Below are 24235 nucleotides of genomic sequence, written 5' to 3'. Positions count from 1 at the left end.
TGGAGCATATGCAACTGAATTCCACCGAAATCAGCGAACTGATCAAGCAGCGCATTGCTCAGTTCAATGTCGTGAGTGAAGCTCACAACGAAGGTACTATTGTTTCCGTCAGCGACGGCATCATCCGCGTACACGGCCTGGCCGATGTTATGCAGGGTGAAATGATCGCGCTGCCGGGCAACCGCTACGCTATCGCCCTGAACCTGGAGCGCGACTCCGTAGGTGCAGTGGTTATGGGTCCGTATGCTGACCTCGCCGAAGGCATGAAAGTAAAATGCACCGGCCGTATCCTGGAAGTTCCGGTTGGCCGTGGCCTGCTGGGCCGCGTAGTTAACACCCTGGGTGAAGCTATCGACGGTAAAGGTCCGATTGAGCATGACGGTTTCTCTCCGGTTGAAGTTATCGCGCCGGGCGTTATCGATCGTCAATCCGTTGACCAGCCGGTTCAGACTGGCTACAAATCTGTCGATGCGATGATCCCAATCGGTCGTGGCCAGCGTGAGCTGATCATCGGCGACCGTCAGACCGGTAAAACCGCTCTGGCTATCGACGCCATCATCAACCAGCGCGACTCCGGCATTAAATGCGTATACGTGGCTATCGGCCAGAAAGCGTCCACCATCGCTAACGTGGTGCGTAAACTGGAAGAACACGGCGCGCTGGCTAACACCATCGTAGTGGTTGCGTCCGCGTCTGAATCCGCTGCGCTGCAGTACCTGGCTCCGTATGCCGGTTGCGCAATGGGTGAATACTTCCGCGACCGCGGCGAAGATGCGCTGATCGTTTACGATGACCTGTCTAAACAGGCTGTTGCTTATCGTCAGATTTCTCTGCTGCTGCGTCGTCCGCCGGGCCGTGAAGCGTTCCCTGGTGACGTGTTCTATCTCCACTCTCGCCTGCTGGAGCGTGCCTCCCGCGTAAACGCTGAATATGTTGAAGCGTTTACCAAAGGTGAAGTAAAAGGTAAAACCGGTTCACTGACCGCCCTGCCGATTATCGAAACGCAGGCGGGTGACGTTTCCGCGTTCGTTCCGACCAACGTAATCTCCATTACCGATGGTCAGATCTTCCTGGAATCTAACCTGTTCAACTCCGGTATCCGTCCGGCTGTTAACCCGGGTATCTCCGTATCCCGTGTTGGTGGTGCCGCTCAGACCAAAATCGTGAAGAAACTGTCCGGTGGTATTCGTACCGCGCTGGCGCAGTATCGTGAACTGGCTGCATTCTCCCAGTTCGCTTCCGATCTGGACGATGCAACCCGTAAACAGCTGAGCCACGGTCAGAAAGTGACCGAGCTGCTGAAGCAGAAACAGTATGCGCCGATGTCCGTTGCCCAACAGGGTCTGGTGCTGTTCGCCGCTGAGCGTGGTTACCTGAACGACGTCGAACTGGCGAAAATCGGTAGCTTTGAAGCTGCGCTGCTGGCGTATGCCGATCGCGAACACGCCGAGCTGATGCAGGAAATCAACCAAACTGGTAACTACAACAACGAAATCGAAGAGAAGCTGAAAGGCATCCTCGATACGTTTAAAGCAACCCAGTCCTGGTAATGTCTGGCGGCTTGTCTGAAAAGGCAGGCCGCAAGGCTTTGAGGAGAAGCTAATGGCCGGCGCAAAAGAGATACGTACCAAGATCGGAAGCGTGAAAAACACGCAGAAGATCACTAAAGCGATGGAAATGGTCGCCGCCTCCAAAATGCGTAAAACGCAGGAACGCATGGCGGCCAGCCGTCCGTATGCAGAAACCATGCGCAAAGTGATTGGTCACATTGCGTTAGGTAATCTGGAATACAAGCACCCTTACCTGGAAGAGCGCGACGTTAAGCGCGTCGGCTATTTGGTCGTTTCTACCGACCGCGGGCTTTGTGGTGGTTTGAACATTAACCTGTTCAAAAAATTGCTGGCAGAGATGAAAGCCTGGTCTGATAAAGGCGTTCAGAGCGATCTGGCGATTATCGGTTCCAAGGGGCTGGCTTTCTTCGGTTCCGTAGGTGGCAATATCGTGGCGCAGGTGAACGGCATGGGCGATAACCCTTCCCTGTCAGAACTGATTGGCCCGGTAAAAGTCATGCTGCAGGCCTATGACGAAGGTCGTCTCGACAAGCTGTATGTGGTCAGCAACAAATTTAACAACACCATGTCCCAGACTCCAACGATTACCCAGCTGCTGCCGTTACCGCCAGCGGAAGGGGAAGTCGAGTTGAAGAAAAAAACCTGGGATTACCTGTACGAACCGGATCCGAAATCGCTGCTGGATACCCTGCTGCGTCGTTATGTCGAATCCCAGGTTTATCAGGGCGTTGTGGAAAACCTGGCCAGCGAACAGGCCGCACGTATGGTGGCGATGAAAGCGGCGACCGACAACGGCGGCAACCTGATCAAAGAGCTGCAGTTGGTATACAACAAAGCTCGTCAGGCCAGCATCACCCAGGAACTTACCGAGATCGTCTCGGGGGCCTCCGCGGTTTAACCAGGTATACCCCGTCACTGGCGCGGCTGCCGACAGGTTGACCGGGCTGCTGAGCGTAACGCGCGATCGACGCTGCGACGACCATGACGATGGGTAGAAACGAATTAGGTAGAGGATTCAAGATGGCAACTGGAAAGATTGTCCAGATCATCGGCGCCGTAGTTGACGTCGAGTTCCCTCAGGACGCTGTACCGCAGGTGTACAACGCCCTTGAGGTTAAAAATGGTGATGCGCGTCTGGTGCTGGAAGTACAACAGCAGCTGGGCGGCGGCGTGGTTCGTACCATCGCTATGGGTACTTCTGACGGCCTGAAACGTGGCCTGGAAGTCACCGATCTTAAAAAGCCGATTCAGGTACCGGTGGGTAAAGCTACCCTGGGCCGTATCATGAACGTGCTTGGCGAGCCGATCGATATGAAAGGCGAGCTGAAAGATGAAGACGGCAACGCAGTAGAGATCGCCTCTATTCACCGCGCTGCGCCTTCTTACGAAGATCAGTCAAACTCGCAGGAACTGCTGGAAACCGGCATCAAGGTTATCGACCTGATGTGTCCGTTCGCTAAAGGCGGTAAAGTCGGTCTGTTCGGTGGTGCGGGCGTAGGTAAAACCGTAAACATGATGGAGCTGATCCGTAACATCGCGGCTGAGCACTCAGGTTACTCGGTATTTGCCGGCGTGGGTGAGCGTACTCGTGAGGGTAACGACTTCTACCACGAAATGACCGACTCTAACGTAATCGACAAAGTTGCGCTGGTTTATGGCCAGATGAACGAGCCGCCGGGTAACCGTCTGCGCGTAGCACTGACCGGTCTGACCATGGCGGAGAAATTCCGTGACGAAGGCCGCGACGTTCTGCTGTTTATCGATAACATCTACCGTTACACCCTGGCCGGTACCGAAGTGTCCGCGCTGCTGGGTCGTATGCCGTCTGCAGTAGGCTATCAGCCGACGCTGGCGGAAGAGATGGGCGTATTGCAGGAGCGTATTACCTCCACCAAGACCGGTTCAATCACCTCCGTACAGGCCGTTTACGTTCCTGCGGATGACTTGACTGACCCGTCTCCGGCGACCACCTTCGCCCACCTTGATTCTACCGTTACCCTGAGCCGTCAGATCGCGTCTCTGGGTATCTACCCGGCCGTTGACCCGCTGGACTCCACCAGCCGTCAGCTGGATCCGCTGGTTGTAGGTCAGGAGCATTACGATACGGCGCGTGGCGTGCAGTCTATTCTGCAGCGTTACCAGGAACTGAAAGACATCATCGCCATCCTCGGTATGGACGAACTGTCTGAAGACGACAAACTGCTGGTGGCTCGCGCGCGTAAAATTCAGCGCTTCCTGTCTCAGCCGTTCTTCGTGGCAGAAGTATTCACCGGTTCTCCGGGCAAATACGTTTCGCTGAAAGACACTATTCGTGGCTTTAAAGGCATTATGGAAGGTGAGTTCGATCATCTGCCAGAGCAGGCCTTTTACATGGTGGGTTCCATCGAAGAAGCCGTGGAAAAAGCGAAGAAACTGTAATGACTTCCCCCTGACTATTTTAGGGGCGGAGCGGCATAGAATTCATCCCGGATCGCTGGCTTAAGACGGTGATTCGGGTATATCAAAGCCGCTAGCGCAGCCTGAAATACCACGGGGTAGTTTTCCGGGAGGTTGAAAATGGCTATGACTTATCACCTGGATGTTGTCAGCGCAGAACAGCAGATGTTCAGCGGTCTGGTACAGAAAATTCAGGTGTCAGGTAGCGAAGGTGAGCTGGGTATTTTCCCAGGCCATACGCCGCTGCTGACCGCCATTAAGCCTGGCATGGTGCGCATCGTTAAACAGCACGGCGAAGAAGAGTATATCTATCTCTCCGGCGGCGTGCTGGAAGTACAGCCGGGTACGGTTACCGTGCTGGCTGATACGGCGATTCGCGGCACAGATCTTGATGAAGCGCGGGCGTTGGAAGCGAAACGCAAAGCGGAAGAGCATATTCACAAAGCTCACGGCGACGTGGACTATGCTCAGGCTTCGGCAGAACTGGCGAAAGCCATTGCCAAGCTGCGCGTCATCGAACTGACCAAGAAAGCGATGTAATCAGGCTTAACAGCAGCTAATAATGCCAGCCCAAACGGGTTGGCATTTTTTTATGGTTCCCCGCCCTGTTCCCTTCTTGCTACACAGCTAAAATTAAGCGGCTAAAAATCGCCTTTTTTCGTTGTATTTATCGCCAACGGCGGTGCATTCTTTGCCGTGGTAATAATCGGAAAGCCGGATAATTTCGCCAGGAGAAAAATGTAGTAATCTCAGGGCGAAACCGTTTAACTTTCCTCTGTAAAAATTCTATCAGGATGGCTATGTCTAACAGCGCAATGAGCGTGGTGATCCTTGCTGCCGGCAAGGGAACACGCATGTATTCCGATCTTCCTAAAGTCCTGCATACTCTGGCGGGAAAACCCATGGTTCAACACGTTATCGATGCGGCAAAAGGCGTCGGTGCGCGCGCAATTAATCTGGTTTACGGTCACGGCGGCGATCGGCTGAAAGCCACGCTGGGTGATGATGCGCTGAATTGGGTGCTGCAGGCTGAGCAATTAGGAACCGGACATGCGATGCAGCAGGCCGCCCCTTTCTTTGCCGATGATGAAGATATTCTGATGCTATACGGCGACGTGCCGTTAATCATGGTTGATACGCTGGCGCGCCTGTGCGCAGCGAAGCCCGCAGGCGGAATTGGCCTGTTAACCGTGACGCTTGAGAACCCCACCGGCTACGGACGCATTGTGCGTGAAAACGGTGAGGTCACCGGCATCGTTGAACAGAAAGATGCAACGCCTGCGCAGCTGGCGATTACCGAAATCAACACCGGCATTCTGGTCGCGAACGGCGGCGATCTGAAACGCTGGTTAAGCCAGCTCACCAACAACAACGCCCAGGGCGAATATTATATTACCGATATTATTGCGCTGGCCTCGGCAGAAGGACGACGTATCGCTACCGTACAGCCGTCACGCATTAGCGAAACGGAAGGCGTTAATAACCGCCTGCAGCTGGCGACGCTGGAGCGGATTTATCAGGCCGAGCAGGCTGAAAAGCTGCTGCTGGCGGGCGTTATGCTGCGCGATCCGGCCCGCTTCGATCTGCGCGGCGAACTGCTGCACGGCCGCGATGTGGAAATCGACAGTAACGTGATCCTTGAAGGTAAGGTCTCGCTGGGCAACAACGTTAAAATCGGCGCAGGCTGCGTAATCAAAAACAGCGTTATCGGCGACGGCTGTGAAATCAGCCCTTACAGCGTGATTGAAGATGCCGAGCTGGCTGTCTCCTGTACCGTTGGGCCTTTTGCGCGTTTGCGTCCAGGCAGCCAGCTGGATGAAGCCGCACACGTCGGCAACTTCGTTGAAATGAAAAAGGCGAGGCTGGGCAAAGGTTCGAAGGCCGGCCACCTCAGCTATCTGGGTGATGCCGAAATCGGGTCTGGCGTAAACATCGGCGCCGGCACCATTACCTGCAACTATGACGGCGCCAATAAATCAAAAACCATCATCGGCGACGATGTGTTTGTGGGTTCTGATACGCAGCTGGTCGCGCCGGTTACGGTAGCCAGCGGCGCCACCATCGCGGCGGGCACCACTGTCATGCAGGATGTGACCGCCGACGAGCTGGTGTATAACCGCAAAGAACAGCTGCAAAAATCGGGCTGGCAACGCCCGGTAAAGAAAAAATAAAACATAAACTCTGAATAATTCGAGTTACATGAAGGCGGCAACGCAGCGAGTCTCCGGAAACTTACTCAGGTAAGCGACCGGGATGAGTGAAGAAAGCCAACGCACATGCAGCCTGAAGTATGACGAGTATAACCCCCACTCTCTACAAGGCTCGGGGAGCCAGCAAAGCTGGCATATCAGGTCAGACGACAACGCTGGGCGCTAGGCGCCATGAGTCAGGAATACAACTATGTGTGGAATTGTTGGCGCGGTTGCGCAACGTGATATTGCAGAGATACTACTGGAAGGCCTGCGCCGTCTGGAGTATCGCGGCTATGACTCCGCGGGTTTAGCGGTGGTGGATCGACAGGGGCACGTCACTCGCCTGCGTCGTGTAGGTAAGGTACAGAAACTGGCTGAGGCTGCCGAGCAGCATCCGCTGATTGGCGGCACCGGTATTGCTCATACCCGTTGGGCAACCCACGGCGAGCCGTCCGAAGTGAATGCGCATCCGCACGTTTCTGAACATATCGTTATCGTGCATAACGGCATCATCGAAAACCATGAGCCGCTGCGTGAACTGATGATCGAACGCGGGTATCACTTCGCTTCGGAAACCGATACGGAAGTGGTCGCGCATTTGGTGCACTGGGAACAGAAACAGGGCGGCAGCCTGCGCGAAGTAGTACAGCGCGTTATTCCTCAGCTGCGCGGGGCGTACGGCATGGTGATTATGGACAGTCGCGATCCGTCGCTGCTGGTGGCCGCCCGTTCAGGTAGCCCGCTGGTCATTGGCTGTGGCGTCGGCGAGAACTTTATTGCTTCCGATCAGTTGGCGCTGCTGCCGGTAACCCGTCGCTTTATCTACCTGGAAGAAGGGGATATTGCTGAGGTAACGCGTCGTGAAATTACCATCCTTGACCGCGCAGGCAATCCCATCAAGCGTAGCGAAATCGAATCTACCGTGCAGTATGACGCTGGCGATAAAGGCGGCTACCGTCACTACATGCAGAAAGAGATTTATGAGCAGCCTAACGCGATTAAAAACACCCTGAGCGGACGTTTTAGCCACGGCGAAGTCGATCTTTCTGAGCTGGGCGCCAACGCCAACGATCTGCTGAGCCAGGTTGAGCATATTCAGATTATCGCCTGCGGCACTTCCTATAATTCCGGCATGGTGGCGCGTTACTGGTTTGAATCGCTGGCTAACCTGCCCTGCGATGTGGAAATCGCGTCTGAGTTTCGCTATCGCAAGTCTGCGGTACGTAAAAACAGTCTGTTGATCACGCTGTCGCAGTCGGGTGAAACGGCAGATACGCTGGCGGCGCTGCGTTTGTCGAAAGAGCTGGGTTATCTGGGCTCGCTGGCTATCTGTAACGTCGCGGGTTCTTCGCTGGTACGTGAATCTGACCTGGCGATAATGACCAAAGCCGGAACGGAGATCGGCGTGGCGTCCACCAAGGCGTTTACCACTCAGCTGACGGTACTGCTGATGCTGGTGGCGAAGATTGGCCGCCTGAAAGGCGTTGATGCGCAGGTCGAGCATGTTATCGTCCATGCTCTGCAGGCGCTGCCGAGCCGTATTGAGCAGATGCTGGCGCAGGATAAGCTGATTGAAGCGCTGGCGGAAGATTTCTCCGATAAGCACCACGCCCTGTTTCTCGGACGTGGCGATCAGTATCCCATCGCAATGGAAGGCGCGCTGAAGCTGAAAGAGATCTCTTATATCCATGCGGAAGCCTACGCCGCCGGCGAGCTGAAACACGGCCCGCTGGCGCTGATCGATGCCGATATGCCGGTTATTGTCGTCGCGCCGAACAACGAACTGTTGGAGAAGCTGAAATCCAACATCGAAGAAGTACGCGCACGCGGCGGTCTGCTGTATGTGTTTGCCGATCGGGATGCGGGCTTTAACGATAGCGAAGGGATGAAAATCATTTCTCTGCCGCATGTAGAAGACGTTATCGCACCGATCTTCTATACCGTGCCGCTGCAGCTGCTCTCTTACCACGTCGCGCTGATTAAAGGCACCGACGTTGACCAGCCGCGTAACCTGGCGAAATCCGTTACCGTGGAATAAGGCGCGTCTTGCATAAAGAGGCCGCAGGCGAGGCTGCTTTAACGTAACGGGGCAAAACCCTAACGCGAAAAATCCGGTAATGCTGTTAAAAGCATGCCGGATTTTTTATGCGCAAAGCGGATGGCTCACCGCTCAGCTTTACTCGTCGTGTACATTCTTTGCCGGCGCGGTTTTACTCACTGCCAGGCAGAGGGCAAGGTTGCCAGTGGCTGAAAGCCGTTACCTTTGTTAAGTCGCGCTGTTATTTTTCCGCTGCGGGATGCGGTTGATGGCGGGGTCGGTCGATAATTTAATATTAACGAAATTAAAGATTGCAATGAGGATCGGAACCAGGCTAGTATAGCGTCATCGGTTTGAAACACAGACCTTATGTAAGCAGTTTTAGTAAAGCAGTCCTCAGTTCAAGCGTTATCTGTTGATACCCTTCCTCGTGAGCTCCTCCTAAGTGCCCCATAAGTAAAAATCTGCAAAGCAGACCATATTCGTCACCAAGAGTGGCTCAAAAATAATCAAGGAAATATCAATGTCTAATAAAATGACTGGTTTAGTAAAATGGTTCAACGCTGAGAAAGGTTTCGGCTTTATCACTCCTCAGGACGGCAGCAAAGATGTATTCGTACACTTCTCTGCAATCCAGAGCAACGATTTCAAAACCTTAGACGAAGGTCAGAAAGTTGAGTTCTCTATTGAGAACGGTGCTAAAGGTCCTTCAGCGACCAACGTTGTCGCGCTGTAAGCGTCGATAGCAGCTCGCTAACCCTTACGATAGCGATGAAGGCAACAGCCTGAGCAGTTAAGCGTTAGTGATAAAAAGCCCGCCTTGAGCGGGTTTTTTGTTTTTTAGTTTTGATAAGAAAATAACGATAATTGCTTTTGGTGCCTTTTCCGCAATGGTTAAGCGTAGCCAGTCTGCTTTGCTGTCGTGAATAAAGTCGCGCTGTTCATTTTCGCTGCGTCATAAAGCTGTCATTTTACGTACATCTCGCTGTTACCAAACTGTCCTGTTTTCTCTCCTGCAGCAAGACGGAGCGCTTGAGTGGGCAACTGAGTTGTTTGAAACAGTCGTGCAGCGGCGTGAGCTGGTGGATGATCATGTTGTTCATGAGCAGCGGCAGAAAGAGCAGGAATACCTGTGACCGTCCCTGGAACGGTAAACGTTTTATGAAAAGGGGAAAGAAGCTTTCCTCTTTTTTACTATTTTTTTTCGGCCTACTAATAGCTTATAAGATTTTATCCCCCAGCGCATTGTAGCGATGAGTACGATAATCATAACAATGAATTTAGAAATGGTTTCACTTCTTGAAGTAGTATTTAAATCAAGAACATTAGCGTTATTAAGTAGTGCGAACCCAATAATAAAAAGGACTAAATATAATAAGAAGTGAATAATAATTTTCATCAAGTTGGCCTGCTTTTTAGGTTCTTTTTTCTGGCGGTTACCAGGTACACTGGCCTCCATAATTTGAACTGGATTTGCCGCCGCCGCCATTGCCGCTACTGAAGCTATCTTTCGTACATTGACCGGCGATCATTCCTCCAACAATACCCGCAGCCATACCAGGAAGCCCTCCCGGCGAGCCTGCTATTAGGCCACCCATTATTCCTGACCCGCATGAATCAACACTACTATAAGATTCTCCTTTATTTTTCGAAGAATTATTCCTGTTAAGATTAAACTCAGAGTTAGAGTTAGCTCCGCCACCTGTGGGGATATTTAATTCATCTGATGATAAATTTTTTAATTTTATATTTTCCTTTTGTATAATTAATCCGCTGCTATCCATAATAAAGAGGGTTCTATTTTTTCTGTGATATACAGCAACTAACTTGATTTTACTTGAGATCCTTTTTTCTGTACGTAATCTTATTCAAGTACTTTGCATTAGTAACTTTTATAACCTTTTAACAATAGCTGCTGCCAGTGGCGTTATTTACATGTCTATTCGGGTTGGACTCAAAATGATAGTTACTGGTTAAGCCACAGCAGTCGGGCTGAACGGGGGAGGCCATGCATACAGTCCTGCCAGGAGCGACGACCTACACCGAACCGAGACTCCCGCAGCGTGAACTATGAAAAAGCGCCACGCTGCCCAAAGGAAAAAAGCGGACTGGTGGCAACCCTGCATGCTTTTCGTCTGTCATAAAACCGTCACATTAACGACATCTGGCTGTCACTAAACTGTCCTATTTTCCCTCCTGCAGCAATACAGATCCTTACTACAACGGCATACACCCTGACTTTTACTCCCCTGGAGGGAATATGACACTGATGCGTAGCACCGTAGCCAAACTTGTTGCCGCCACCCTCTCGCTGAGCGCGGTTTCTGCTTTTGCAGCGACCGATCTCACTGGCGCAGGCGGCACTTTCCCGGCTCCGGTTTATGCCAAGTGGGCAGCGGATTATCAGCAAGCGACCGGCAGTAAAGTTAACTACCAGGGCATTGGCTCCTCTGGCGGTGTTAAACAGATAATCGCGAAAACGGTTGATTTTGGTGCGTCCGATGCGCCAATGAAAGATGAAGATCTGCAAAAAAATGGCCTGTTCCAGTTTCCTACCGTGATTGGCGGCGTGGTGCTGGCGGTAAACCTGCCGGGTATCCAGTCTGGACAGCTGACGCTGGATGGACAGACCGTAGGTGATATTTACCTCGGCAAAATCAAAAAATGGAACGACCCGGCCATCGCTAAGCTGAACCCAGGCCTTAAGCTGCCAGAAACCAATATCGCCGTGGTACGCCGCGCCGATGGTTCAGGCACTTCATTTGTCTTCACCAGCTATCTTGCTAAAGTAAACCAGGAGTGGAGCGAGAAGGTTGGCAAAGGCAACACGGTTAACTGGCCAACCGGCCTCGGCGGTAAAGGTAATGACGGCATCGCTGCTTTCGTTCAGCGTCTGCCGGGCGCGATCGGTTATGTGGAATATGCTTACGCCAAACAGAACAAGCTGAGCTATACCAAACTGATTGATGCGGATGGACAGCCGGTTTCGCCGACGGAAGAAACCTTTAGTAACGCGGCGAAAGGTGCAGACTGGAGCAAAAGCTACGCTCAGGATCTGACCAATCAGAAAGGCAAAGACGCCTGGCCGATTACCACCACTACGTTTATCCTGATGTATAAAGACCAGGCTAACGCGGCCAAAGGCGCTGAAGTGATGAAGTTCTTTGACTGGGCGTATAAAGACGGCGATAAAACCGCCACCAGCCTGGACTACGCTACGCTGCCTGATTCCGTCGTCGAGCAGATTCGCTCTGACTGGAAAGCGCAGATTAAAGACAGTTCTGGCAAGGCGCTCTATCAGTAACAGGCTTTAACGGTGTCTGCACCGTCGCAGGGGTCGGCTGAAAGCCGATCCGCAGTATCCGGGCGGCTGAATGTCGCCCCTGTGAATTTTTTCTGTCGAGACTTCTATGGCTGAATCCAGGCCGACCTTTAAGGCCCCAGGAAAACAAGGTGACATTATTTTCGGTGCGCTGGTTAAGCTGGCTGCGCTGATTGTGCTTTTGTTGCTTGGCGGCATCATTATCTCTCTGCTTTTCTCCTCCTGGCCCAGCATTGAGAAATTTGGTTTCTCTTTCCTGTGGAATAAAGAGTGGGATGCGCCTAATGAAAACTTTGGTGCGCTGGTGCCGATTTACGGCACTGTCGTTACCTCGATTATCGCCCTGTTGATTGCCGTGCCGGTCAGCTTTGGCATCGCGCTGTTTTTAACCGAGCTGGCGCCTGGCTGGCTGCGTCGTCCGCTGGGCGTGGCGATTGAACTGCTGGCGGCCATCCCCAGTATTGTTTACGGCATGTGGGGGTTATTCGTTTTTGCGCCGCTGTTTGCTGAATATTTCCAAACGCCGGTAGGCAATGTGCTTTCCAGCATTCCGTTTATCGGCGCTCTGTTTGAAGGCCCGGCGTTCGGCATTGGCATCCTCGCCGCAGGCGTGATCCTCGCGATTATGATTATTCCCTATATTGCTTCGGTGATGCGCGATGTTTTCGAACAAACGCCGGTGATGATGAAAGAGTCCGCCTATGGCATTGGCTGTACCACCTGGGAAGTGATCTGGCGGATCGTACTGCCGTTTACCAGGAACGGCGTGATTGGCGGCATTATGCTGGGGCTGGGACGTGCGCTGGGCGAAACTATGGCGGTGACCTTTATTATCGGTAACACCTACCAGCTCGACAGCGTTTCGCTCTATATGCCGGGTAACAGTATTACTTCCGCGCTGGCCAACGAGTTTGCCGAAGCGGAGTCCGGCGTGCATGTCGCCGCGCTGATGGAGCTGGGGCTGATTCTGTTTGTTATCACTTTTATCGTACTGGCGATTTCCAGGCTGATGATTTTACGGCTGGCGAAAAATGAAGGGGCGCGCTCATGACCACGCTCGATTTACATGCTCGTGCTGAACTGCAAGCGTCACGCCGTAAAATGCAGGCGCGCCGCAGTATGCGCAATAAAATCGCCCTGACGCTTTCGCTGCTCACTATGGCGTTTGGCCTGTTCTGGCTGGTATGGATCCTGTTTACCACCATTACCCGCGGCATTGACGGCTTTTCGCTGGCGCTGTTCACCGAAATGACGCCGCCGCCGAATACCGCTGGCGGCGGGCTGGCAAATGCCATTGCGGGCAGCGGCCTGTTAATCTTGTGGGCCACGCTGGTTGGTACGCCGCTGGGGATTATGGCGGGAATTTATCTGGCGGAATATGGCCGTAAATCCTGGCTGGCGGAAGTGATCCGCTTTATTAACGATATTCTGCTGTCGGCGCCGTCGATCGTGGTAGGGCTGTTTGTGTACACCATCGTGGTGGCGCGGATGCAGCACTTCTCCGGCTGGGCCGGGGTGATTGCGCTGGCGCTGCTGCAAATTCCCATCGTGATCCGCACGACAGAAAACATGATGAAGCTGGTGCCGGATAGCCTGCGCGAAGCGGCGTATGCGCTGGGCACGCCAAAATGGAAGATGATCTCCGCCATTACTCTGAAGGCTTCGGTTTCCGGCATTATCACCGGGGTGCTGCTGGCCGTGGCGCGTATTGCCGGGGAAACCGCCCCGCTGCTGTTCACGTCGCTGTCGAACCAGTTCTGGAGCACCGACATGATGCAGCCGCTGGCTAACCTGCCGGTCACCATCTTTAAGTTCGCCATGAGTCCGTTTGCGGAGTGGCAGAGCCTGGCCTGGGCGGGCGTATTGTTGATTACGCTGTGTGTGCTGGTGCTGAATATCCTGGCGCGTGTGATTTTCGCCAAATCGAAAAACTAATTACCGCGTGGTTCCGACGGCGCGGCGTTAAGAGAAAGAGAAGACTATGGTTAATCAGACTCCCGGCAAAATTCAGGTTCACGATCTGAACTTCTATTACGGGAAATTCCATGCGCTGAAAAACATTAATCTAAGTATTGCCCGTAATCAGGTCACCGCTTTTATCGGCCCTTCCGGCTGCGGCAAATCGACCCTGTTACGCACCTTTAATAAAATGTTCTCGCTTTATCCGGAGCAGCGCGCCGAGGGCGAAATCCTGCTGGATGGCGAAAATATTCTGGCCGACGCGCAGGATATTGCGCTGCTGCGTGCGCGGGTAGGCATGGTATTTCAAAAGCCAACGCCGTTCCCGATGTCGATTTATGACAATATCGCTTTTGGCGTCCGCCTGTTTGAAAAGCTGTCGCGTGCCGATATGGATGAGCGCGTTCAGTGGGCGCTGAGTAAAGCGGCGCTGTGGAACGAAACGAAAGACAAGCTGCATCAGAGCGGCTATAGCCTGTCCGGCGGTCAGCAGCAGCGCCTGTGCATTGCGCGCGGCATCGCCATTCGCCCGGAAGTGCTACTGCTGGATGAGCCTTGCTCGGCGTTGGACCCTATCTCAACGGGCCGCATCGAAGAGTTGATTACCGAGCTGAAACAGGATTACACCGTGGTGATCGTTACGCATAATATGCAGCAGGCGGCACGCTGTTCCGACCACACGGCATTTATGTATCTGGGCGAACTGGTTGAGTTCAGCGATACCGACACGCTGTTTACCAAACCTCATCAGAAGCAAACTGAAGACTATATTACTGGCCGCTATGGTTAACTGGAGATCGGTATGGACAATTTGAATCTGAACAAGCATATCTCCGGCCAGTTTAACGCTGAGCTTGAGCATATTCGCACCCAGGTAATGATTATGGGTGGCATGGTGGAGCAACAGCTTACCGACGCGATTACCGCGATGCATAACCAGGACGCTGAGCTGGCGAAGCAGGTCATCAATGGTGACCAGAAGGTCAACATGATGGAGGTGGAAATTGATGAGGCCTGCGTGCGTATTATCGCTAAGCGGCAGCCGACCGCCAGCGATCTGCGGCTGGTGATGGCGATTATCAAAACCATTTCTGAGCTGGAGCGCATTGGCGACGTCGCGGAAAAAATCAGCCGCACGGCGCTGGAGAAATTTAGCCAGCAGCACCAGCCGCTATTGGTAAGCCTGGAATCGCTGGGGAAGCATACTATCCAAATGCTGCACGACGTGCTGGACGCCTTCGCGCGGATGGATCTGAGCGCAGCGGTTGAAATTTATCGTGAAGATAAAAAAGTTGACCAGGAATATGAAGGCATTGTGCGTCAGCTAATGACTTACATGATGGAAGATCCGCGCACTATTCCCAGCGTGCTGACCGCGCTGTTCTGCGCACGCGCGATCGAGCGTATTGGCGATCGCTGCCAGAATATTTGCGAAATTATCTTTTATTTCGTGAAGGGCCAGGATTTTCGCCACGTTGGCGGCGACCGTCTCGACAAGCTGTTGGCGGGCGAAGAAAACGGCAGCAATCCCGCCTGATTTAAATTACCCGCAGGCCGTACGGGTCTGCGGGTAAAGTTTTTAGCCGACTGATATTAATTATTATTCGCGGCATTAACGGCGCGAATTGTGCACAGATAAGAACATTAATAAGCTAGTTAATCGCTCAGGCGGTATCACGCCCCTCTCTTTTTTCCCTGGTCCCCTTCCGGTAAAAAATACATATCGGTAACAGCTAAAGAATGGTTGCCGAATTTTTTTTAGCTTTTTTAACAGCCAGTTACTATTGATTTTATTTGTGTTCTGGCTGTCAGCGATAACGGCCACGCCTTCCCGTGATTATTATTTTTATTGCCACAAATCATTAACTATTCTTGTGATCTCTATTTGACGGCGTTTAGTTAAAACTGTGTATTAAATGAAACTTAATGGTGATAACGAGGAAAATAAATCTGGGGTTATCGCTTTTTATCTTAATTAAAAGAAAAACTATTCCCATGATCGTTATGTAAATATATAAACGCACCCTTGATTTATTTACAGGGGAAGCAAACGTATGAAGATAAAATTAATTGCCTTAGCCGTATCGGCGATGACCATGAGCGGCGCATGGGCTCATGGCTATTTAATGGATCCGCCGAGCCGGGCTTATCAATGTAAAGTAGGCAACAACCAGCAGTGCGGCAACGTCACCTGGGAGCCGCAGAGCGTAGAACAAAAGTCAGGGTTTCCTGATTCTGCCTTACCGCGTGACGGCGAGTTAGCCAGCGCGGGTATTCCTGGTTTTTCCCAGCTAAATCGCCAATCCGCCGATGCCTGGGCTAAAACTTCAATTAAAGCCGGCAAGCAGGCCTTTACCTGGCATCATACCGCTCCCCATAAAACTACCAACTGGCGTTATTACATCACTAAACAGGACTGGAATCCTAACGCGCCTTTAACCCGCGACGCGTTTGAAAAGAGGCCGTTCTGCGTGATTGATGGTAATGGTCAGGCACCTGCCGTTGAAGCCTCGCACGAATGTAATGTGCCTGCGCGTACTGGTTATCAGGCGATTTATAGCGTATGGGAAATTGCGGATACCGCGAACAGTTTCTATCAGGTCGCTGACGTGCTTTTTGACGGAAAGAACACCACGCCGGTTAATCCTTCCGATACCTGGACCAATGTATTGGATGGCCAGATTTATGGTAAAGATCTGCGCGCGGGCGATAAGGTCAAGCTGCGCTTCTTCTCGCCGAATGCGGAAACCCTCTCTTTCGCCACCACCCTGACCATCACTGACGAACTCACCGATAAAAACCGCTGGGCGAAGGCGCTGGCGGCGGCAGTCAATGAAAAAGGAAAACCGTGGGGCCTGCGCGCCGGGATGAAAGATGCGCAGGGCAACGTCGAACCAGTGTTCGGCGCCAACCGCATCTATATCGCTTCAACCAGTCCGGCGGCGACGCGCGAGCTGAAAACGATCGCTATCTCTTATGAAGAGGCGACCACAAGCGTCAGCGAACAGATTGATGTCAGCAACCTGACCTCCACGGCGGTGAAAAATGGCGTCTCCACACTGTCGTTTGATCTCTGGACTGCTGGCAAAGTTTCGGTAGAAGCAAAAGTTTACGACCCTATCGGTACGGTAAAAGGCTACACCAAACTGACGGTAACCAACGCCGATCAGCGCGTTTCCTTTGATCTGGAAGGCGTTTCTGCCAAAGAGCCTTATATGCTGAGCATTATCGCCACCAATGATAAAGGCGAGCCGATCCAGCCGGAGCCGCAGCTGGTTACGCTGCATGCTGCAGCCGCAGAAGCGGAAACACCAGCGACGGGCGTCGTGAAATATGACGAAATCTTCCCGAATAACAAATCAGACTACAAATCCGGCACGCGAGTGCTGCAAACCAAAAACGGTAAGGTTTATCAGTGTAAGCCCTTCCCTTATTCGGGCTACTGCTCCCAGTGGTCGGTCCATGCGACCCAATTTGAACCCGGTATCGGTACCAGCTGGCAGCTGGCATGGATTGAGGAATAAACTTTTTTGACTGAACGGAAGCCTCAACGCTGGCAGCAGGGTTGAGGCTTTTTTATGGACGGTCTGGATCAGCGGGTAAGGTGCCAGCCGCGCGCGCGCCACATCGTCGGCAGCTGCGACAGATCGTCAAACGCCGTTACCAGCGGATGATCAAGCGGCGCGTTATGGGCATCGGCGCAGTAATAGAAAACCGGAATGCCCGCCGCGATGCCCGCACGGGCACCCGCCTCAGAATCATCAATCAGCAGACAGCGCTCAATCGGCACCTGCATTTGCTGAGCAGCATGAAACATCAGCTGTGGATCCGGCTTCCAGTAACCAATATCGTAGCCGCTGTACAGGCGATCGTCGAAGAAGGGAAGCAGGCCGGTTAGCCCAAGCGAGTGCTGCATCTTTTTTACCGTGCCGTTGGACACCACGCACGCCGGCACGGCGACCTGATCCAGTAAGGCTCTGGCGCCGGGGATCGGCTGCAGCTGCGCCTCGAAAAGGCGGGCAACTTCCGCACGATACTCCTGTTCAAAGATTTCTACCGCGACATCAAGCGGATGCTGCTGGTTAACGTCGGCAATAATATCGTAGAGTTTTACGCCCTTATATTTTTCAAACATCTCCTGTAATGGCAGATGCACGCCGTAGCGGGAAAAGGTGGAAACATACGCCTGGGTACAAAGTAATTCGCTGTCTACCAGCGTCCCGTCACAGTCGAAAAACAGACATTCAATCGTCATCCTGCCTCATCCTTACCAGAGAAAAATTTCACTTTACCCGACTGAGCGTAAAAAGCGACCCTGCGGCCCGCAGGAAACCGCAACCGATTGCGAAAAATCAGTGTACTGTTGCGCCAAAATCGCTAGCATACGCGGCGACACCTTTTCCCGTTCGGATGTAACAAATGACAAAACAAGGCTTACTACAGCGCCTGTTCCGGCTGCAGGAACATGGCACTACGGTGCGTACCGAAGTGATTGCCGGTTTTACTACTTTTTTAACGATGGTTTATATCGTCTTTGTAAACCCGCAAATTCTCGGTGCCGCTGGCATGGATACCCAGGCGGTATTCGTTACTACCTGTCTGATCGCCGCGCTGGGCAGCATACTGATGGGGATCATCGCTAACCTGCCCGTAGCGCTGGCACCCGCAATGGGCCTGAACGCCTTTTTCGCCTTTGTGGTGGTTGGTGCGATGGGATATTCGTGGCAGGTGGGCATGGGCGCTATTTTCTGGGGCGCGACGGGGCTGCTGCTGCTGACGCTATTTCGCGTGCGTTACTGGATTATCGCCAATATTCCCCTCGCTTTGCGTACCGGCATTACCGCCGGCATCGGCCTGTTTATTGCCATGATGGGGCTGAAAAACGCCGGTATTATCGTGGCGAATGACGCAACGCTGGTCACGGTAGGCGATCTAACCTCACATAGCGTTCTGCTGGGCGCGCTGGGCTTTTTTATTATCGCCGTGCTGGCTTCACGCAATATCCACGCTGCGGTGCTGATCTCCATTGTCATTACCACGCTGGCCGGTCTGCTGCTGGGCGACGTTAAATACAATGGCATCTTCTCTGCACCGCCAGCGATTAACTCCGTTATCGGGCAGGTTGATTTAGGCGGCGCATTTACTCTGGATATGGCCGGCGTGATTTTCTCCTTTATGCTGGTTAACCTGTTTGACTCATCCGGGACCCTGATTGGCGTGACGGATAAAGCCGGGCTGGTGGATAAAGACGGACAGTTCCCGCGCATGAAGCAGGCGCTGTTGGTTGATAGCGTTAGCTCTGTTGCCGGTGCGGCAATCGGCACCTCTTCGGTGACGGCCTATATTGAAAGCTCGGCGGGCGTTTCCATTGGTGGACGTACCGGGCTGATGGCGGTGGTCACCGGGATTTTATTCCTGCTGGTGATGTTCCTGTCGCCGCTGGCGTCGATGGTGCCGGGCTACGCTGCCGCAGGCGCGTTGATTTATGTTGGCGTACTGATGACATCAAGCCTGGCGCGCGTAAAGTGGGACGACCTGACCGAAGCGGTGCCCGCTTTTGTTACCGCAGCCATGATGCCGTTCAGCTTCTCAATCACCGAAGGCATCGCGCTGGGTTTTATCTCCTGGTGCGTGATGAAAGCAGGTACCGGACGCTGGCGCGAAATCAATCTCTGCGTAGTCGTGGTGGCGCTGCTGTTTGTCCTGAAAATCGCTTTTATTGATTCACATTAATCAGATGGCGCTGCGGCTTAAAGCTGCAGCTGCCTTTCTGTCGGCATACTGGTGAGTCTTAAGGTGTGCGGCCCCATATTCGCTTTATTCAGCTCAATATCCCTTAACGCATTCCAGTTCTGCTGCCCGTCTATTTCCCACAAACGTAAACGGCTGGTAACTGGCGACAGCGCACAGGACCAGATAAGCAGGGGTTCGACATCGCATACCGCCTGCACGTCAGGAAAAACATGCGAGCGCAAACGGCCAGAGGCTGGATGCAAACGTAGAGAGCCGTCACAGTCGTTATTTTCCCCGGTTAGCTTGAGCACGCTTTGTCGCAGCGTCCAAATTTGCGTAATTGCTTCCAGAGGATCCTGCTGGGCATTAATCCACGCTTTTTCGCCGGAAGAGAGAAATTGCAAATGGTGTTCCAGGGTTTGACGGCTATGCGCCCGGACTATTTCCATATCCAGCCCGGCCCGGCTCTGTTCTTCAGCCAGCAGGACGCCAACCATATTGCCGGCATAGGCGATGCTGAAATCGGGCAGGTCGGGATCGGTAAAGCAGGGACGGCCGTTGGGGGTGGTGGTTAAGGCGGGAAGCTGGGACATGCCGTAAATACGCAGCATAAGTTCGGCCAGTAACATACGCGCCGCCAGGTAACGGCTGCGACGTTTTTCGCTCAGAAACTGGGCTTTTTCCACTATATCAGCCGGGATACGCTGCACGTCTGCCCGGTTTTGGGCAAGCGTCCAGCGTACAAAATGACTTGCCATCTGTCGCTCCGTGAAAATGGTCGGATAATCATCAATTGCATTGTAAGAATTTTCTGATGCTTTTGCACCTGGCTTTACTTTCAGCAAGAGGCTTTTCGGAATAGGTTTAAACCAGAGCGGTAGAAAAATACGGAAGGTAGCCAAATCGCGCCGGATAATCCCTCAGGCGAAACGGCAGGCTTCTGTAAACGACAGATCCGGCACCTGATGCTCAAGAGGATCGGCCATGCCGATCTCCTTATTTTCTGTTAACGGATAGAGAACGCTGGCGGTTGGCACGCTGATTGACCAGGTTGATTTTTAGGAAAGGCCCACCCCCCATTTGCGAAGATAGCCACCAATACATGAAGGCACAATAAAACTCTCTGTCGTGCAGCCATGCGGATATGGCAAAATAATGCCGGTTAAGAAAGGAAGGAGCTTATTTTTGCATTATTAAAATGAGAAAAAGTCACTGGTTGAGAATGGTCTTTAAAAGCATTTGAGAATTGTCTTGTGTCTTCATTATTTATGGCTAAAACCTACGTTGAGTTATTCTGAAGGGCGGTAGGGTTAGATTTATCCTGATACCGCCATGGTAATCGCTGGGCAAGGTAATTTTTTATTAAAACTCATATAAAACAATCGCTTAATATGTTTATTGCTGATATTTATTTATAATATGAATAATTAACATTAGATTTCATATGTTCCATTTACTAATTTTCATTTTCACCTTTACTATAAATGTGGCTTGTGAATAATCAGGGAAGCTATTAGAATCGCTCAAAAATAATTGAGCAAGAAGACATTAATAAATCCAAGTAGTGCCAGTGATTACGCTATGTATTAAAGTAAACACAGGGAGCCCAGCCGGGTAATCAGATGAGGGATATATCACTATGTTGAAAATTAACTTAGCTATATCAGATAAGTATCCTGCTGTTCAGTATTTTCTTTGTAATTACATTAGGCAAGAATTAGGCTGTAACATAATACCTGAATTTTCTTTAAATGAGGAACATGCGCTTCGGCATACAAATCAGAAGCCCGTAGATGCGATAATCACCGACCTTTCTTATTGTAGCGATGGTGACCAGCTTTATGGCGTTTCAAAAATCAGAGCGATAAAACAACGCTTTCCGACGGCTAAAATAATTCTCTATTTAGAATACAACAACTCATCCATTCTGAAAAAAACGCTTAACTATGGCGTTGATGCTATTGTCAGTAAATATGATGCGGTTAGCGAAATAAAAAAAGCGCTGTGCGAGGTGTTTGTTAAAAAGCACAGCATAGCCTGGCTTTCTAAAAATATAAAAGCCATTATCGAAAGTGACATTGAAAAATCGAGTCGGTTAACGGCGAAGGAATGGGAGATTATTCAGCTTTATTCTATGGGGTTATCCTTGTCCAGTATTGCCAAGAAACAAAACCGTGCGGTAAGTACCATTGCCACGCAAAAATATAATGCGATGAAAAAGCTTAACGTTAATAACAATAGCGAGCTTATTCAATACGCCTGCATAAATAATATTATTTAATTTTTCATTCCTCTGCTTATTAAAAAAGGATTTTGGTAATGCATTCCAGAAAAGTTAACGCCTTTATAACGGCGTTTTTTTCAGCGTTAATCATCATACCAGGGAGCGGACATAGCCTGACGCTGCAGGAAGCCGTATTGGCAGCCAGCGTTTATGACAGTGAAATTAGTGCGGCGCGCAACGCGCAACGGGCGGATAGCCAAAAAAGGCTGCAGGGTTTCGCCAGTCTGTTACCGGTCGTCAGTTTGAATGGCTCTTATACTAAACAGGATCAGCCTAAAGCCACCTATGCGGCGGGCGTCACGCGGCATAATTACAGCCTTAACCTTACGCAGCCGCTGTTTGATATAGCGAAATATGCGGCATGGAAACGCGGCGATGCAATAGCTAACTATGCTGACGTTGCGCTGATGCTGGCAGAGCAAAAGCTTATCACCAGCGTTGCGGAAGCCTACTTTCATGTGATTTATCAACGAGAGGTGCTAACGAGCGCGATTAACGCAAAATCCGCCTATGGCAAACAGCTGAACCAAACGCAGGTTGCGCTACAGGTCGGTGAAGGTACGCGCCTTGAACGGGACGAAGCGCAGGCCAACTACGACCGGGCCGTTGCGGATGAGATTGCCGCTAAAAACGATCTGGAGGAGGCCGGGATGATTTTTTCCCGCCTTACCGGACGTAATCCTGATGAAATTCAGCCGATTGCGCTCTCCTGCGTGATGCGCTTTCCGGTTTCTGATGATTTTAAAGCCTTACAGCAGCAGGCCGGGCAGCATAACCTTCAGGTTCGCGCCGCGCTTTTTCAACTGGAACAAACCAAAGCCGATCTGATCGCCGCGCATGGCGCGCATTTGCCGGTAGTGACATTACAGGCGGGTTACGGCACCAACTGGAGTAAGGCGGAGGATTCTAATATTCTCGATACTGTTTTTGGCACTACGTCAAAAACACGCTCCAGCAGCATCGGTATTAATGTTTCCATTCCTTTATTTGCCGGCGGATCGCAAATCTCTCAGTCCATAGAAGCGGTTAGACGACGCGAGCAGGGAAGGGATTTGCTGGAAGATGCGCGTCGTAAGGCACGTCAGGAAACCCAATCCGCCTGGCTTAAATTAAAGAACGGACAAAGTCAGTATCTGGCGGAAAAAAAGGCGTTAGCCTCAGCCAAAAATAAAGTGAACTCAACTTCCTATGGCAGAAAAGTGGGTTTAAGAACCATTATCGATGAGTTAAACGCGGAGCAAGAATATTATAAAACCCTGCAGACGCTGGCAAAGGTACAATATGACTATTTAAATGCCAGGCTAAAATTATCTATGGAAACCGGCGAGCTGGATTATTCACGTCTGGCTCAATACCGTTGCGCTGCGGATAATAAAACCCCTCGGTTAATTAAACAAGGACGTTAAGTGAATGAGTGAACCATTATTTCGTCAGGAAGCGTTAGAGGCGAATAAAACCACCATGATTGGCACCGTGGCTTTATATTGCCCGCCCTGGCGCTGGTTGATTGTTTCTTTTGTCGGGGTGATGACCCTGGCGATAGCCGCTTTCTTTATTTTCGGCAGTTATACCAAGCGAGAAACCGCCCAGGGGCAGCTGCTGCCGGCGAAAGGCATTATGAATGTCGCGGCAATAGCCACGGGCACCGTTGTGGATATTGCCGTAGAGGAAGGGCAGAAAGTGAAAAAGGGCGACGCTATCGCCACTATTTCTTCGGAAGTTTATACGGCGTTGGGGCTCACGCGCGAGAAAGTGGCGCAGCAGCTGGATATACAGCGGGCTCGCCTGAAGGCCGATTTAGACAATCAGGAGAAGCTGTTCGCCGAAGAAATAAAAGGGCTTAACGAGCGCGAACGGCTATTAAGCGCCCAGCTGGAACAGCTTAACGTTCAGCAGCGCCAGCGTTCCCGTCAGGTCCGACTGGCACGCGGGCAACAGGAAAAAATCAATCTGATGCGCCAGCAGGGCTACGCCTCAAACAGCCAGGTTGAGCAGCAGGAAGCAGTGGTTATCGATGCCGAAACGCGCCTACAGGATATTGCTCGTCAGCAGCTTGATATTCAGCAGCAGCTTGCCCAAACGCGTCAGCAGCTACGCGAACTTCCGATGAATGCGCGTAATAAACAAAACGAGATTGAACGCCGCCTGTCGGAAATCGAGCAGTCGGCGGCTGAAAATGAGTCGCGACGATCGGTTGTGCTACGTGCGCCGGCGGATGGCATGGCGGGATCGGTAATGGCCAAAACGGGCCAAATGGTGAATGCCGGACAAACGCTATTTTCACTGTTGCCGGATGACGGCCAGCTGCAGGCGCGGATTATGGTCAGCAGCCGGGCGATCGGTTTCATTCAGCCCGGACAGAAAGTAGTGCTGCGCTATCAGGCCTTTCCTTTCCAGAAATTTGGTCAGCAGTACGGCAAAGTTATCGATGTTTCCCGCGTTGCGCTGTCGCCGCAGGAGGTAGCCACGCTTACCGGTAATAACAATGTGCAGGAGCAGCACTATCGCGTGGTGGTACAGCTGGATAAGCAGGACATTAATGTTTATGGCCATAAGGAAAAGCTTCGTCCCGGCAGTGCGCTTGAGGCTGATTTCCTGATTGATAACCGACGACTTTACGAATGGGTTCTGGAGCCGCTTTACGCGCTTGGTCGTCGTTCAGGAAATTAATTTAATCCGCCATAAGTTCACAACAGGGAG

The 24235-nt window shown here is 51.9% G+C and carries 20 protein-coding genes; 17 read left to right on the top strand and 3 right to left on the bottom strand.

What is annotated here, in order from left to right; translation table 11 throughout:
- Nucleotides 1-8: 8 nt before the first annotated feature.
- The 7 genes from atpA (at nucleotide 9) to cspG (ending at nucleotide 8973) form a co-directional block, all read left to right on the top strand.
- Nucleotides 9-1550 (top strand): F0F1 ATP synthase subunit alpha, encoded by a 1542-nt coding sequence (atpA, locus tag COO59_RS13525; protein ID WP_103060311.1) that lies wholly within the window; start codon nucleotides 9-11, stop codon nucleotides 1548-1550.
- Between the two features lie 52 nt (nucleotides 1551-1602).
- Nucleotides 1603-2469: a F0F1 ATP synthase subunit gamma gene (gene atpG / locus COO59_RS13520; protein ID WP_103060310.1), complete on the top strand. Its 867-nt coding sequence runs from the start codon at nucleotides 1603-1605 to the stop codon at nucleotides 2467-2469.
- Nucleotides 2470-2591: 122 nt separating this feature from the next.
- On the top strand, nucleotides 2592-3989 hold the full coding sequence (gene atpD, locus COO59_RS13515; RefSeq protein WP_103060309.1) for a F0F1 ATP synthase subunit beta: 1398 nt from the start codon (nucleotides 2592-2594) through the stop codon (nucleotides 3987-3989).
- Between the two features lie 138 nt (nucleotides 3990-4127).
- Nucleotides 4128-4547, top strand: coding sequence for a F0F1 ATP synthase subunit epsilon (locus COO59_RS13510; RefSeq protein WP_103060308.1), 420 nt, complete (start codon nucleotides 4128-4130; stop codon nucleotides 4545-4547).
- Nucleotides 4548-4807: 260 nt separating this feature from the next.
- A complete protein-coding gene (glmU, locus tag COO59_RS13505) occupies nucleotides 4808-6178 on the top strand; it encodes a bifunctional UDP-N-acetylglucosamine diphosphorylase/glucosamine-1-phosphate N-acetyltransferase GlmU (RefSeq protein WP_103060307.1) in 1371 nt (456 codons plus the stop codon).
- Nucleotides 6179-6407: 229 nt separating this feature from the next.
- Nucleotides 6408-8237 (top strand): glutamine--fructose-6-phosphate transaminase (isomerizing), encoded by a 1830-nt coding sequence (glmS, locus tag COO59_RS13500; RefSeq protein WP_103060306.1) that lies wholly within the window; start codon nucleotides 6408-6410, stop codon nucleotides 8235-8237.
- 523 nt (nucleotides 8238-8760) lie between these two features.
- A complete protein-coding gene (cspG, locus tag COO59_RS13495; RefSeq protein WP_085069158.1) occupies nucleotides 8761-8973 on the top strand; it encodes a cold shock protein CspG in 213 nt (70 codons plus the stop codon).
- Nucleotides 8974-9396: 423 nt separating this feature from the next.
- Here the strand turns inward: cspG and COO59_RS13490 are convergent, their stop codons facing one another.
- Nucleotides 9397-9726 carry a hypothetical protein gene (locus COO59_RS13490; protein ID WP_103060305.1) on the bottom strand — a complete coding sequence of 110 codons (330 nt, stop codon included), beginning with the start codon at nucleotides 9724-9726 and terminating at the stop codon, nucleotides 9397-9399.
- A 771-nt stretch (nucleotides 9727-10497) separates the two neighbouring features.
- Here COO59_RS13490 and pstS point away from each other — a divergent pair.
- The 6 genes from pstS (at nucleotide 10498) to gbpA (ending at nucleotide 17042) form a co-directional block, all read left to right on the top strand.
- The gene (pstS, locus tag COO59_RS13485; protein WP_103060304.1) at nucleotides 10498-11541 is read left to right on the top strand and encodes a phosphate ABC transporter substrate-binding protein PstS; all 1044 of its coding nucleotides are present in this window, start codon (nucleotides 10498-10500) and stop codon (nucleotides 11539-11541) included.
- A gap of 106 nt (nucleotides 11542-11647) precedes the next feature.
- Nucleotides 11648-12610 carry a phosphate ABC transporter permease PstC gene (gene pstC, locus COO59_RS13480; RefSeq protein ID WP_103060303.1) on the top strand — a complete coding sequence of 321 codons (963 nt, stop codon included), beginning with the start codon at nucleotides 11648-11650 and terminating at the stop codon, nucleotides 12608-12610.
- Nucleotides 12607-13494, top strand: a complete 888-nt coding sequence (gene pstA / locus COO59_RS13475) for a phosphate ABC transporter permease PstA (protein WP_103060302.1) — start codon at nucleotides 12607-12609, stop codon at nucleotides 13492-13494. The genes pstC and pstA overlap by 4 nt, the downstream gene beginning before the upstream one ends.
- A gap of 46 nt (nucleotides 13495-13540) precedes the next feature.
- On the top strand, nucleotides 13541-14308 hold the full coding sequence (gene pstB, locus COO59_RS13470; protein ID WP_103060301.1) for a phosphate ABC transporter ATP-binding protein PstB: 768 nt from the start codon (nucleotides 13541-13543) through the stop codon (nucleotides 14306-14308).
- A 12-nt stretch (nucleotides 14309-14320) separates the two neighbouring features.
- On the top strand, nucleotides 14321-15055 hold the full coding sequence (phoU, locus tag COO59_RS13465) for a phosphate signaling complex protein PhoU (RefSeq protein WP_103060300.1): 735 nt from the start codon (nucleotides 14321-14323) through the stop codon (nucleotides 15053-15055).
- A gap of 517 nt (nucleotides 15056-15572) precedes the next feature.
- Nucleotides 15573-17042, top strand: coding sequence for an N-acetylglucosamine-binding protein GbpA (gene gbpA, locus COO59_RS13460; RefSeq protein WP_103060299.1), 1470 nt, complete (start codon nucleotides 15573-15575; stop codon nucleotides 17040-17042).
- A gap of 68 nt (nucleotides 17043-17110) precedes the next feature.
- Here gbpA and yieH read toward each other — a convergent pair whose 3' ends face one another.
- Nucleotides 17111-17773 (bottom strand): 6-phosphogluconate phosphatase, encoded by a 663-nt coding sequence (gene yieH / locus COO59_RS13455; RefSeq protein WP_103060298.1) that lies wholly within the window; start codon nucleotides 17771-17773, stop codon nucleotides 17111-17113.
- Between the two features lie 164 nt (nucleotides 17774-17937).
- Here yieH and COO59_RS13450 point away from each other — a divergent pair, with 164 nt between their 5' ends.
- Nucleotides 17938-19251, top strand: a complete 1314-nt coding sequence (locus COO59_RS13450) for an NCS2 family permease (RefSeq protein ID WP_103060297.1) — start codon at nucleotides 17938-17940, stop codon at nucleotides 19249-19251.
- Nucleotides 19252-19268: 17 nt separating this feature from the next.
- Here COO59_RS13450 and COO59_RS13445 read toward each other — a convergent pair whose 3' ends face one another.
- Entirely contained in the window at nucleotides 19269-20009 is a 741-nt protein-coding gene (locus COO59_RS13445; protein ID WP_103060339.1) for a 4'-phosphopantetheinyl transferase family protein, read from the bottom strand.
- 881 nt (nucleotides 20010-20890) lie between these two features.
- Between COO59_RS13445 and COO59_RS13440 the strand changes: the two genes are divergently transcribed.
- The 3 genes from COO59_RS13440 to COO59_RS13430 are packed head-to-tail and all read left to right on the top strand — an operon-like array spanning nucleotide 20891 to nucleotide 24205.
- The gene (locus tag COO59_RS13440) at nucleotides 20891-21532 is read left to right on the top strand and encodes a LuxR C-terminal-related transcriptional regulator (RefSeq protein ID WP_103060296.1); all 642 of its coding nucleotides are present in this window, start codon (nucleotides 20891-20893) and stop codon (nucleotides 21530-21532) included.
- A gap of 38 nt (nucleotides 21533-21570) precedes the next feature.
- Complete coding sequence (locus tag COO59_RS13435; protein WP_103060295.1) at nucleotides 21571-22941, top strand: TolC family outer membrane protein; 1371 nt, start codon at nucleotides 21571-21573, stop codon at nucleotides 22939-22941.
- Between the two features lie 4 nt (nucleotides 22942-22945).
- A complete protein-coding gene (locus tag COO59_RS13430) occupies nucleotides 22946-24205 on the top strand; it encodes an HlyD family secretion protein (RefSeq protein ID WP_103060294.1) in 1260 nt (419 codons plus the stop codon).
- Nucleotides 24206-24235: the final 30 nt, after the last annotated feature.

This window comes from Mixta theicola (assembly GCF_002895925.1).
GTDB lineage: Bacteria > Pseudomonadota > Gammaproteobacteria > Enterobacterales > Enterobacteriaceae > Mixta > Mixta theicola.
This window is presented reverse-complemented; position numbering and strand designations above follow the sequence as displayed.